Raw genomic sequence first — 11,235 nt, forward strand, 5'->3', positions numbered from 1 at the left:
GGACGGGAGGAGTCCGCCGAGGTGTACGGCGCGGCCGCGAACACCCGCCAAGCGGGCAAAGGGTTCGAGCCCGCCACGAAGATGGTCCGCAAGTCGCCGGTACTGGCCAAGCGGCTGACCCACATCAAGAACCAGCGGCGCCTGGTCGACGAGAAGACCGGCTCCCACTACGAGGTCATCCCGTCCGACGCGGACAACGAGCTCGGCCACAGCCCGCACTGCTTCATCCTCGACGAGGTGCTGTCCCAGCCGGACGACAAGCTGTGGAAGGCGATGCGCACCGGTGCCGGCGCGCGCTGCCAGCCGCTGATGCTGGCCATCACCACCGAGACCGCCGACGGCGTGAGCTTCGGCGCGGACTTCATCGACGAGGCCGACCGGGTCATGGAGGACCCCGCGCGGGCGCCGCACCACTTCGTGTTCGTGCGGAAGATGCCGCGCACGGCCGACGAGCTGGAGCGGCTGCACCGGCTCTTCCCGGGCAGGCCGGAGCTGCCGGTCAGCCTCGATCCGTGGGACGAAGCGAACTGGTACTGGCCCAACCCTGCGCTCGGCAGCTTCCTGTCGCTGTCGTCGCTGCGGGAGGAAGCCGAGGAGGCCCGCAGCGACCTGAAGGCGGAGCACGGGTTTCGGCAGTTCCGCCTCAACCAGCGCGTCTCGCAGGTGACGCGCTGGATCTCTATGGACCTGTGGAACGCGGCCGCGCGCGAGATCGCCCCCACCCCGGCCTGGGTGGCCGGCCGCCTCGAGGGACAGCGCTGCTGGGGCGGCCTGGGACCTGTCCAGCAAGCTCGACCTGACCGCGTTCACGCTGCTGTTCCCCGGGGGTGAGGTGCTGTGGCGGTTCTGGGTACCCGAGTCGGTCACGCCGATCCTCAGCGACTACACCAACGGCCGCTTCGAGGAGTGGGTGCGCGACGGGTGGGTCACCGAGACCGAGGGCGACACCATCGACTACGACCGCATCTACGACGATGTCGCCGCCGACCACAACCGCTACCGGATCGTCGACATCACCTACGACAAGTGGTCCGGTGAGCCCGTCCGGCAGGCGATCACGAAGCGGACGCGGCTGAAGCTGGTCGAGTCCGACACCACCTACCTGCGGATGACTCCGCCGATGTCGGAGCTGATGCGCCGGCTGAAGGCCCGCCCGCCCGGGAGCGAGCTCGCGCACTTCGGCAACCCGGTCGCGCTGTGGATGGCCGACAGCATCGAGAAGAAGAGCCCGCGCGACGACCCCGACCGCATGCGGCCGGTCAAACCGGACCGCGACAAGACCGGCAAACGCATCGACGGCATGGTCAGCCTGCTCCTCGCCGTCGACGGCGCGATGCGCGGCCTGCCCGCGCCCAGCGTCTACGAGACCCAGGGCATGGCCCTGTGACGACGAAGGGGGGTGCGCCGTGGACCGCTGGGACGTCCTGGCGCTGCTCGGTATCGCGCTGCTCGGCGCAGGCATGGGGCTGCTCGCCCCCTGGCTGGGCCTGACCGTGGTCGGCGCCGCGCTGCTCGGCATCGGCCTGGCCGGCTCGGTCCTCGCGGAGAAGGCCGCGGCCCGCCAGGAACTGATCGACGCGAAGAAGGGAGGCTGATCGTGGGCTTCCTGCGCTCCGCGGTACGGTCCGCGGCCCGCGCCTCGTCCGGGCCGCTGTCCGGGATCGCCACCCCCGAGAAGTGGGTGGTGGACTGGTTCACCGGCGACGTCGCCAACTCCGCCGGCGTCCGCGTCGACCAGGAGACCGCGCTGATGTACGCGCCGTTCTTCGCCGGGGTGCGCGTCATCGCCGAGGACCTCGGCGCCCTGCCGCTGTTCCTGTACGAGCGGCTGAAGCGCGGCAAGGACCGCGCCACCAACCACCCCCTGTACACACTGCTGCACGACGCGCCCAACGACATGATGGGCACGATGGCGTTCCGGGAGGCCCTGCAGGGCCACGCCATCACCTGGGGCGGCGGCGCCGCCTACGTCGTCACCCACGAACGCACCGGCGTCATCGAAGAGCTGTGGCCGCTGCGCCCGGACCGGCTGCACGTCAAGGTGCGGCAGATGGGGCGGGGCCGCGCCGAACGCTGGTTCCAGTACGTCGACGACGTGAACGGCATCTACGCCAACTTGGCCCCGGGTGAGGTGCTGTACGTCAACGGGTTGGGGTTCGACGGGCTGCGCGGCTACTCCGTGGTGGAGCTCGCCGCGAACAGCATCGGGCTGGGGCTGGCGACCGAGCACTACGGCGCCAAGACGTTCTCCAACAGCTCCGCGCCGGCGGGCGCCCTGTCCCACCCCGAGAACCTGTCCCCCGAGGCCAGGAAGCGTATGGCGGACGACTGGGAGAACATCCACCGTGGCATCGACCGCGCCCACCGCGTGGCGATCCTCGAGGAAGGCGTGACCTGGCAGCAGGTCGGCCTGCCCAACGACGCCAACCAGTTCCTCGAGACCCGCAAGCTGCAGGTGACGGACATGGCGCGCTGGCTGCGCCTGCCGCCGCACAAGATCGGCGACCTCGAACGCGCCACCTTCTCCAACATCGAGCAGCAGCAGCTCGACTACGTCTCCAGCGCGCTGAACTCGTGGTTGGTGCGGTGGGAGCAGGCCATCCTCACGCAGCTGCTGCTGCCCGAGGAGCGCCGCCGCTACTTCGCCGAGCACCTGGTGGACGCGCTGCTGCGCGGCGACACGATGACCCGCTACCAGGCATACGCGATCGGCCGGCAGTGGGGCTGGCTGTCCTCCAACGACGTCCGGGACAAGGAGAACCTCAACCCGGTCGACGGCGGCGACGCCTACCTGGTGCCGCTGAACATGGTCCCCGCCAGCGGCCCGAAACCCGGCGACGAAGACGACGCCCGTACGGCGGCCCGCCGGCGCGCCCGGCTGCTGCGCGGCCGCGGGGCGCGTGAACGGATCGCCGACGCCTGGGCGCCGAAGGTAGAGGAGGCCGACCAGGAGATCGCCGACCTCGAGGCCGCCGAGGTCGGCTCCCTCATCGAGGAGCACCTCGACACCGGCCGGGCCCGCTCCACGTCCGCGTTCGTGGCGGCCCTGGCCGCCCTGTACGAGGAGGACGGGCCGATCGCCGAGGCCATGAGCACGCTGTGGCTGCCGATCATCACCGCGTTCGCTGCGGACGTGGCCGAGGACGCGGCCGCCGAGGTCGGGCATGAGGAGGACGTGGACCTGTCGGTGTGGGCACGCGCCTACACCCTCGCTCACACCGCCTACCGGCTCGCCACCAGCTTCGGCGCGCTGCGGCGCCGCACCGAGGAGGCACCCAGCCAGGTTGACGCCGCGGAGGCGGTGGCCGATCTGCTGCTGAAGTGGCAGGAGGAGCGGCCCGCGCAGACCGCGCGCTGGCAGGCCACCCAGCTCCCGAACGCCGCGGCCCGCGAGACGTGGCGGGAGGCAGGGGTGCGGGAGCTGCGCTGGGTGGCCCGCGGGTCGAAGAACTGCCCGTACTGCACCAAGCTCGACGGCCGCACCGTCGCCCTCGAGGACCCGTTCATCGCCAAGGGCGACCAGATCGACAGCGACGACGGCGAACTGGTGGCGAAGCGGAACACCTTCCACCCGCCCGTACACGCGGGCTGCGACTGCGAGGTGGTGCCCGTTGTCGGCGACTGAACGCGGCCGCAACGGCGTGACCGGGTGCCGCTGCTGTGGCCTTCCGTGGGTCGAGGAGCGGGGCCTGTGCGAACGCTGCGTCAACCGTGGCCACACCGTCCCGCCGCCCTCAGCGGAGGCCATACGGCAGCAGCGCCCCGCACCGCGTGACCGGCAGATACGACACCCCGGGAGGGACCGATGAAGGGCCAGCGTCACTACATGCGCGGCTACGTCCAGCGCGCCGACACCGACGACCAGGGCGACGAAGCGGCCGGGAAGCCGCTCACCATCGTCGCCGCGACCGAGGGCCGCAAGGGCGACGGCCTGAACCTCACCATGAAGGGCGCCCAGCTCGGCCGCTTCGACGCCAACCCAGTGGTCGGCTACGGCCACTCGTACTGGGGCCGCGACGGCCTGCCGATCGGCCGCTCCGACAAGACCTGGATCGACGGCGACAGCCTGAAGATGTCCATCGTCTTCGACCAGGACGACGACTTCGCCCGCAAGGTCGAACGCAAGTACCGCAACAAGATCATGAACGCCTTCAGCATCGGCTTCGACGTCTGGAACATCGCCGACGACGGAACGCCCGAAGGCTGGGAGCTGTTCGAGGTCAGCGCGGTCCCGCTGCCGATGGACCCCAACGCCATCGTCGAGTCCGGCCGCGAGGACCACCTCGCCGCCGTACGCGGACTCCTTCATGTCCCCGGCCTTCTGAGCGAGGACGACGTCGCCAGGCTGCGGCAGTCCGTCCGCGCAGGCGCCGTGCTGTCGAAGAAGAACAAGACCCTCGTCCAGAACGCGGTCACCGCACTCACCGAACTCCTCGAGGCCGCGGGTGGCACCGACGACGAGGACGACGAGGCGCGCGCGGCCGCCGACGCCGCGCACCGTGCCCGCCTGCTGCGCCTGGCCGGCCTGTAACCGCACCCACCTGTTCTCTCCGCCCCCTTCGCCGCGGGCGGGCACACCCCAAGGAGGGGAAGCATGACCACGCTGAAGATCCGCGAGCTGAAGGCCAAGCGCAGCAAGCTCGGCGCCGACGCTCGCGCCCTGATGGAGGCCGCCACGTCGGCGGGCCGCGCCATGACCGGTGAGGAAGAGCAGTCGTTCGACCGGCTGATGGACGAGCGGGACCAGCTCGACCAGACCATCGAGCGCGCCGAGCGGCTTCTGGACGACGACCGCGCAGCCCTCGACGGCGTCCCCGACGACGGCCCGGGCCCGGGCGGGGGTGGCGGCGACGAGCAGATGGCCGCCTGGCGCTCCTACCTGCTGTCCGGGCGCTCCGCGCTCACCGAGCGGCAGGCCCGCGCCCTGAACGCGGGCAACGACCCCGAGGGCGGGTTCCTCGTCGCGCCGGAGCAGTTCGTGCAGCAGCTGCTGCAGGTCGTCGACGACATGATGCCGCTGCGCGGCCTGGCCACCGTGCAGCGCCTGACCACCGCGGAGTCCCTCGGTGTCCCGACCAGGGACAGCGACCTGGACGACGCGGAGTGGACGAGCGAGGTCGCCACCGGCAGCCAGGACGATGGCCTGCGCTTCGGTAAGCGCGAGCTGCGGCCGCACCCGCTCGCCAAGCGGGTGAAGGTGTCCCGCAAGCTGCTGCGCGCGGCTGCGATCGGGCCGGAGGCGATCGTGCGTGACCGCATGGCCTACCGGCACGCGACCGCGCAGGAGAACGCGTTCATGACCGGCGACGGCAACCAGAAGCCGCTGGGGCTGTTCACCGTCGGCAACGCCGACCTCGGAGGCATCACCACCGCCCGGGACGTGGACGTGCCTACCGACGGCAGCGGCTTCGTCCACAACTCGACGGACGGGTACGCGGCGGACGCGCTGATCACCGCCAAGTACACCCTCAAGCCGCAGTACCACCCGCGGGCCCGCTGGCTGTTCCACCGGTTCGTCCTCGCCGAGATCCGCAAGGTCAAGGACGCCGACGGCAACTACATCTGGAAGCCCGGGCTCGGCGACCGCTCCGACACGATCCTGGAGATCCCCTACGTGCTCTCCGAGTTCGCGCCGTCGACGATGGCCGACAACGACTACATCGGCATGCTCGGCGACTTCTCCTACTACTGGATCGTCGATGCCCTGCAGTTCGAGATCCAGCGCCTGGTCGAGCTGTACGCCGAGTCCAACCAGGTCGGGTTCATCGGCCGCGCCGAGGTCGACGCCATGCCCGTCCTCGAGGAGCCGTTCGTGCGGCTGCAGTCCAACGACACCGTCGCCTGACCGGCCTGATCCGAAGGGACCAGCAGCATGCGCAACGACATCAAGAACCACCTGTCCATCGCCCAGACCCTGGTGCCGGCCGCCCGCACCGCGAGCGCCAACGGCACCGCCGTGGACCTGGCCGGCTTCGACGCCGCCGCCGTCGTCATCGACGTCGGCGCCGTCACCGACGCCAGCTTCAGCATCGAGGTGCAGGAGTCCGACGAGTCGGGCAGCGGCTACACCGCGGTCGCCGCCGCCGACCTCGACGGCACCGAGCCCGCCACCCTCACCGCGAACACCGTCACCACGATCGGCTACCACGGCATCAAGCGGTACCTGCGCGCCGTGGCCACCGATGCAGGCACCGGCGACGCCGCGTTCGGCGTCAGCGTGGTCCGCGCCAAGGGCCGGGTGAAGTGATGCGCGTCCAGTTCACCCGCCGCGTGGCCAACCCCCGCTTCTCGGCCCGGCCCGGGCAGATCGTCGACCTCCCCGAGGCCGAGGCACTCACCCGGATCGCCGCCGGCCACTGCACGGCCGTCGACACACCCACCCAGCGCCGCCCCGCGGCCCCGGCCCGGCAGCGCCAGGCCCCGCAGGACTCGCCGCTGGAGAAGCTCACGGTGCCTCAGCTGCAGGAGTACGCCGACGAGCGGGACATCTCCCTCCCCGACGGCGGCCGGAAGGCCGATCTGGTCCAGGCCATCCAGGACGCCGAGGCCGCCCGGGTGGCCAGCGAGTAGGAGAGGAGGTGGGCCGTGGCCTACGCCACCGCCGAGCACCTGCGCCTGTTCCTTCGGCACGGGCTGGCCTTCACCGCGGAGGAGACCGCGCAGGCCGAGCTGCTCATCGAGCTCGCCGAGGGCGCCATCGATGACGAGCTCGGCCAGTCCCTGGAGCTGTCCACGGACACCGTCACCCTCGACGGGCCCACCCGCGGGGACCGGTGGCCGGACGCCCCGGGGACCGGCTCACGCAGGCTGCTGCTGCCGCGCTGGCCGGTCACCGCGGTCACTTCCGTGACCATCCTGGGCGACGACGCGGCCGACGAGGTCCTGGAGCACGGCGCCGACCACGACTACACGTGGTCGGAGTCCGGGATCCTCACCCGCGTGGGCGGCTGGTGGCCGACCGGCGACCAGCGCATCCAGGTCGTCTACACCGCCGGACACGCCACGATCCCCAAGGGGGTCAAGCGCGCGACGCTGCGCCTGGCGGCCGCCGCGTGGGGCAATCCCGAGCTGCTGAGCAGCGAGACGCTGGGGGACCACTCGCGGTCGTGGTCGGCCGACGCGCTGGGCATGACCCTGTCCCAGGCCGACATCACGGCGCTGGGCGTGTACCGGGCCCGGACATGATCGGGCACCTCCTGAACCGGCCGCTGCAGGTGTGGCGGCCCGAGACCGTGCCGGACAGTGCCGGCGGGCAGACCACCGCCTGGGCGCTGCAGCCCGACGAGGTCCGCGCGAAGGTCGACCAACCATCCGCGTCTGAGCGGCTGCTGGCGGCGCAGACCGGGCCGAGCACACCCACAGCATCTACCTGCTGCCCGCCGCGGACGTGCGCCGCGGCGACCAGCTGCGTGACGCGAGCAGCGGGGAGACCTGGCGGGTCATGCACGTCGTGGCCCCGTCCAGCACCCGCTACCGCAAGGCCGAATCCCAACTCATCCAAGGAGAGGGGCAGCCCGATGGCTGATCTCACTGCCACGTCCGTGCCCATCGCCACGGGCCTGGCCGATGTCGCCGGCGCCGCCGTCGCCGCGAGCTCCGGCGGCGACACCGCCCCGGTCGGCCCGGGCCGGCTGCTGTACGTCGCCAACGGCGACGCGTCGCCGCACACGGTCACCGTGGCTACACCGGGGACGGTGAAGGGCCACGCGATCGCCGACGCCGTTGTGCCCGTCGCGGCCGGGGACCACGCACTGATCCCGCTCGCGAACGTCTACCGCGGCTCCAACGGGCGCGCTGCGATCACCTACGACGCGGTCACGTCCGTCACGGTCGCCGTACTGGAGATCGAGACGTGACCGCCGAGCAGCAGCGCCCGTACGTGGCGAGCGAGGCGCACGAGTGCAGGCAGCGCGCCGAGGACCCCGACCGCGACACCGTGGAGCGGCTCACCTGGGCCGTCCTCGCCGTCGCCGCCGAGCTGGCCGTCATCCGCCGGCAGGTCAGGAGGTGAGGTGCCGTGGCCAGACGGGGACCGACCGTACGAATCACTGGTCTTGACCGGCTGCGGGTCCAGCTGGACGAGCTGAGCGACGACGTCAAGGAGGCGCTCAAGAAGGCCGTCAAGGAGTCGGCCGAGGCGGTCCGGGACGACACCAAGCGCAACGTGCGCGTCGGTGAGGGCACGCTGCGCGACAACGTCGGCATCGAGTACGAGGAGGACGGCTTCGTCGCCACCGTCGGCTGGCACGATGACCGGCACTTCTACGCCGCGTTCCACGAGCACGGCACCCGACGGTTCCCCGCCCAGCCCGCGCTCGCCCCAGCTCTGGAGGCGGAGCGGCCCCGCTACCGGGCCCGGCTCACCGAAGAGGTCCGGCGGGTGCTGCGATGAGCACCCCCACCCCGGGCCTGGCCCTCCTGCCCGTGCAGATCGCCGTGTACGGCGCGCTGCAGGCCGACGCCGCCCTGGGGACGCTGGTGACGGGCGTGTTCGACTTCGTCGAGGAGGGCCAGCCCTACCCCTACGTCCACGTCGGCGAGGCGATCGAGACACCGGACAACGCGCACGACCGGCACGGCGCCGAGACCGTGATCACCCTGCACGTGTGGTCGCAGTACCGCGGCTACGCCGAGGCGCTGCGGATCGCCGGCCGGGTCGTGGAGGTCCTCGACCACACGCCGCTCAGCATCGACGGGCACCACCACGTGGCGACCCGCTTCGAGTTCTCCCAGACCCTCACCGACCCGGAGCCGCCGGGCGACATCCGGCACGTCGTGCTGCGGTTCCGCATCGTCACCGACGTCACCGGCGCCTGACCGGCGCCCCACTCACACCCCAAGGAGGCCCGCGTGGCTGGCACCGATGCCTTCGGCACCCAGTTCAAGCGCGACACCACCGGCAGCGGCAGCTTCGCCGTGATCGCCAACGTCAGTGACATCTCCGGGCCCGAGCGGTCCCGCGAATCGATCGAGGTCACCGCCCACGACTCCCCCGACAAGTACCGCGAGTTCATCAAGGGGTTGAAGGACGGCGGGGAGGTCACCCTCACGCTCAACTACGCCCCCACCGACTCCTCCCACCAGGCCCTCGATGCGGACTTCGAGGAGGACGACCTGCGCGACTACCAGGTCGTGCTGCTCCCCGGCACGGTCGACGAGTGGACGTGGGAGTTCTCGGCCCTCATCACCAGCATCGGCGACGCGTTCCCCACCGACGACAAGATGGAACGCGAGGCCACTTTCAAGATCAGCGGCAAGCCGACGCTCACCGCCACCGGCGCGTAAGGAGAGACATCACATGGGCCTCAAGGACCAGATCCGCGCTGCGGACGACATCCCCGTCCACCACGACGTCGAGATCCCCGAGTGGGCACCCGGCGCACGCTTCCGCGTGTGCGGCCTGCCCGACGAGGACTGGGAGGAGTACCAGAACAAGCTGTCCAAGATGCAGTTCCAGCAGGGCAAGAACAGCGCCGAGATGGCCCTGCGCTCCAACAAGGCCGAGATCGTCGCCAAGGCCCTCTACGACCAGGACACCGGAGAGCTGGTGTTCCCCGACCTGCGCGAGGGCATCGCGATCCTACGGAAGAAGAACGCGGGCATCGTCAACGGCCTGTTCAACCTGGTCAAGCACCTGTCCGGTGATGACCGGGACTTCATGCAGAAGGTGCAGGCGGCCGAAGAGGATTTCGGCGACGGCCAGAGCTGAGGTTCCAGTACGACCTGGCCGTGGCCTTCCGTATCCCGCCGTCGCAGGTGCTGGAGCGGTTCACCGAGCGGGAGCTGGCCCGCCTGCTCGCCTACCAGAACCTCTACGGGCCCATCGGCCCGAGCAGGCTGGACGTGCTGTTCGCGCGGCTCGGCATGGACGTGGCCGCACCCCACATGCGCAAGGGCGCACGTCCGCGCCTGCAGGACCACCTGATGGTGTGGTCCCGCAAAGCCAGGCCGCGCCGTACCGGCCGCGAGCTCCTCGGCATCGTCCAGGGCATCCAGGCCGGCTTCGAGAAGCGGGCGGACAAGGGGGTGCGTCGTGGCTCTGCTCGATGAGCTGCTGATCCGCATCGGCATGGACTCCACCGGAGTCGACCAGGGAACCCAGGAGGTCCAGGGCCGCCTGGACGGCCTCGCGGCGCCCGCCGCCGCGGCCGGCGGTCTGGCCGGCGCCGTGTTCGTCGCCGGGATCACGCAGGCGATGGACATCGCCTCCGCCCAGCACAAGCTGCAGAACCAGCTCGGCCTGACCGCCGAGGAAGCCGAGCGCGCCGGCGACGTCGCCGGTGAGGTGTTCTCCGCCGGGTTCGGCCAGTCCCTCGGGGACGTCAACGCCGCGCTTGGCGGCATCCACTCCGGCATCGGCGACCTGGGCGAGTTCACCGAGGCCGAGCTGCAGGACATGAGCAAGCAGGCCCTCGCCCTCGCCGACACATTCGAGACCGACGTGGCAGACGCCACCGGGGCCGTCGGCCAGCTCATCAAGACCGGGCTGGCCGCCGACGCCACCGAGGGCTTCGACCTCGTCACCAAGGCCATGCAGACCATCCCCGCAGAGCTGCGCGGGGACCTGCTGCCCACGATCCAGGAGTACTCCACCCAATTCCGGCGTATCGGGCTGGACGGGCAGACCTCGATGGGCCTGCTGCAGCAAGCCGTCCAGGCCGGCGCCCGCGACCTCGACCAGGTCGCCGACGGCATCGGCCAGTTCGGAGAGATCACCCTCGCCGGCAGCGACGCCGCGAAGGAAGCGTTCAAGAGCATCGGCCTGAACGGCACCGAGATGGCCAAGCTGATGGGCCGGGGCGGCGCCTCCGCGCAGAAGGCCCTGCAGATGACGATGGACGCACTGCGCGGCACCGAGAACGAGACCACGAAGCTGAACGCCGCCGCTGCCCTGTTCGGCGATCCAGCCAACGTGATGGGCGAGGCCCTGTTCGCGCTCGACCCGGCCACCGCCGCAGCGTCGACCGGCATGAACCAGGCCGCGGGCGCCGCGAAGGGCCTGGCCGGCTCGATGGAAGCCGACCCCGCGCAGCAGATGGACGCCGCCATGCGGCAGCTGATGATGACGCTCGGCGAAGCGCTCCTGCCGATCGTCAAGTCGGTCAGCGAGTTCATGAGCGAGAACAAAGAGATCATGCAGATCGCTGTGCCGGTCGTGCTCGGCCTGGTCGCCGCGCTCGCGGTGATGGCGGTCGTGATCTGGGCCGTGAACGCCGCGATGTACGCGAACCCGAT

General features: G+C 70.9%; 17 protein-coding genes. All 17 read left to right on the plus strand.

All coding sequences use genetic code 11. The features are described 5' to 3' along the window. On the plus strand, positions 1-831 hold an 831-nt coding region (locus BJP40_RS28930), incomplete at its 5' end, for a terminase large subunit domain-containing protein (RefSeq protein ID WP_256220839.1). Further along, positions 815-1,387: a terminase TerL endonuclease subunit gene (locus BJP40_RS28935; RefSeq protein ID WP_256220840.1), complete on the plus strand. Its 573-nt coding sequence runs from the start codon at positions 815-817 to the stop codon at positions 1,385-1,387. The genes BJP40_RS28930 and BJP40_RS28935, both read left to right, overlap by 17 nt. 19 nt (positions 1,388-1,406) lie before the next feature. Next, complete coding sequence (locus BJP40_RS28940) at positions 1,407-1,595, plus strand: hypothetical protein (protein ID WP_071283461.1); 189 nt, start codon at positions 1,407-1,409, stop codon at positions 1,593-1,595. A 2-nt stretch (positions 1,596-1,597) separates the two neighbouring features. After that, complete coding sequence (locus tag BJP40_RS28945) at positions 1,598-3,625, plus strand: phage portal protein (protein ID WP_071283463.1); 2,028 nt, start codon at positions 1,598-1,600, stop codon at positions 3,623-3,625. Positions 3,626-3,805: 180 nt separating this feature from the next. Beyond that, positions 3,806-4,531: a hypothetical protein gene (locus BJP40_RS28950; RefSeq protein ID WP_071283465.1), complete on the plus strand. Its 726-nt coding sequence runs from the start codon at positions 3,806-3,808 to the stop codon at positions 4,529-4,531. 63 nt (positions 4,532-4,594) lie between these two features. Then, positions 4,595-5,845 carry a phage major capsid protein gene (locus BJP40_RS28955; protein WP_071283468.1) on the plus strand — a complete coding sequence of 417 codons (1,251 nt, stop codon included), beginning with the start codon at positions 4,595-4,597 and terminating at the stop codon, positions 5,843-5,845. A 27-nt stretch (positions 5,846-5,872) separates the two neighbouring features. After that, positions 5,873-6,247 (plus strand): hypothetical protein, encoded by a 375-nt coding sequence (locus tag BJP40_RS28960; protein WP_071283470.1) that lies wholly within the window; start codon positions 5,873-5,875, stop codon positions 6,245-6,247. After that, on the plus strand, positions 6,247-6,570 hold the full coding sequence (locus BJP40_RS28965) for an SAP domain-containing protein (protein WP_071283472.1): 324 nt from the start codon (positions 6,247-6,249) through the stop codon (positions 6,568-6,570). The genes BJP40_RS28960 and BJP40_RS28965 overlap by 1 nt, the downstream gene beginning before the upstream one ends. A 15-nt stretch (positions 6,571-6,585) precedes the next feature. Continuing rightward, on the plus strand, positions 6,586-7,185 hold the full coding sequence (locus BJP40_RS28970; protein WP_071283475.1) for a hypothetical protein: 600 nt from the start codon (positions 6,586-6,588) through the stop codon (positions 7,183-7,185). A 332-nt stretch (positions 7,186-7,517) separates the two neighbouring features. Further along, positions 7,518-7,856 carry a hypothetical protein gene (locus BJP40_RS28975; protein WP_071283491.1) on the plus strand — a complete coding sequence of 113 codons (339 nt, stop codon included), beginning with the start codon at positions 7,518-7,520 and terminating at the stop codon, positions 7,854-7,856. Continuing rightward, positions 7,853-8,011, plus strand: a complete 159-nt coding sequence (locus tag BJP40_RS34735) for a hypothetical protein (RefSeq protein WP_177204506.1) — start codon at positions 7,853-7,855, stop codon at positions 8,009-8,011. The genes BJP40_RS28975 and BJP40_RS34735 overlap by 4 nt, the downstream gene beginning before the upstream one ends. Positions 8,012-8,017: 6 nt before the next feature. Continuing rightward, complete coding sequence (locus tag BJP40_RS28980; protein WP_071283494.1) at positions 8,018-8,392, plus strand: HK97-gp10 family putative phage morphogenesis protein; 375 nt, start codon at positions 8,018-8,020, stop codon at positions 8,390-8,392. After that, positions 8,389-8,817 (plus strand): DUF3168 domain-containing protein, encoded by a 429-nt coding sequence (locus BJP40_RS28985; RefSeq protein WP_071283496.1) that lies wholly within the window; start codon positions 8,389-8,391, stop codon positions 8,815-8,817. The genes BJP40_RS28980 and BJP40_RS28985 overlap by 4 nt, the downstream gene beginning before the upstream one ends. A gap of 33 nt (positions 8,818-8,850) precedes the next feature. Next, positions 8,851-9,285: a phage tail tube protein gene (locus BJP40_RS28990; protein WP_071283498.1), complete on the plus strand. Its 435-nt coding sequence runs from the start codon at positions 8,851-8,853 to the stop codon at positions 9,283-9,285. 13 nt (positions 9,286-9,298) lie between these two features. Next, entirely contained in the window at positions 9,299-9,709 is a 411-nt protein-coding gene (locus BJP40_RS28995; RefSeq protein WP_071283501.1) for a hypothetical protein, read from the plus strand. A 20-nt stretch (positions 9,710-9,729) separates the two neighbouring features. Beyond that, the gene (locus BJP40_RS29000; protein WP_071283504.1) at positions 9,730-10,050 is read left to right on the plus strand and encodes a hypothetical protein; all 321 of its coding nucleotides are present in this window, start codon (positions 9,730-9,732) and stop codon (positions 10,048-10,050) included. Next, positions 10,034-11,235: phage tail tape measure protein (locus tag BJP40_RS29005; protein WP_177204507.1), on the plus strand; the 1,202-nt coding region annotated here is incomplete at its 3' end. The genes BJP40_RS29000 and BJP40_RS29005, both read left to right, overlap by 17 nt.

It is taken from the genome of Streptomyces sp. CC53, from assembly GCF_001865245.1.
In the GTDB taxonomy this organism is placed as follows: domain Bacteria; phylum Actinomycetota; class Actinomycetes; order Streptomycetales; family Streptomycetaceae; genus Streptomyces.